Origin of the sequence: Gottfriedia acidiceleris, from assembly GCF_004138285.1 — a bacterium.
GTDB classification, from domain to species: Bacteria; Bacillota; Bacilli; order Bacillales; family Bacillaceae_G; genus Gottfriedia; species Gottfriedia acidiceleris_A.
On the sequence record NZ_SCFN01000076.1, the window covers coordinates 1 to 366 of the forward strand.

The 366-nt window shown below is 46.2% G+C and carries 1 protein-coding gene; it reads left to right on the forward strand.

All coding sequences use genetic code 11. The features are described from left to right. Positions 1-366: thiamine pyrophosphate-binding protein (locus tag EP747_RS24030; RefSeq protein WP_268895691.1), on the forward strand; the 366-nt coding region annotated here is incomplete at both ends.

Consider the following 366-nt stretch of genomic DNA (forward strand, 5'->3'; position numbering starts at 1 on the left):
ACAAGGAATGGCGCATGCAGCCATTGCCTACAGCAAACAAATGCTGCGCAAAAAAATATATGCTGTTACAACTTCAAGTGGACCGGGTTCTGCAAACTTGGTAACGGCAGCAGGAACAGCGCTTGCGAATAATATTCCAATCTTGTTGCTACCAGCTGATACGTATGCTACACGTCAGCCAGATCCAGTGTTGCAACAAATGGAGCAAGAACACAGCATTGCAATTACGACAAATGATGCATTTCGCCCAGTATCAAGATATTGGGACCGTATTACACGCCCTGAGCAATTGATGTCGAGCTTAATTCGGGCCTTTGAAGTGATGACGGATCCAACGAAAGCAGGCCCGGCTACCATTTGTATTTC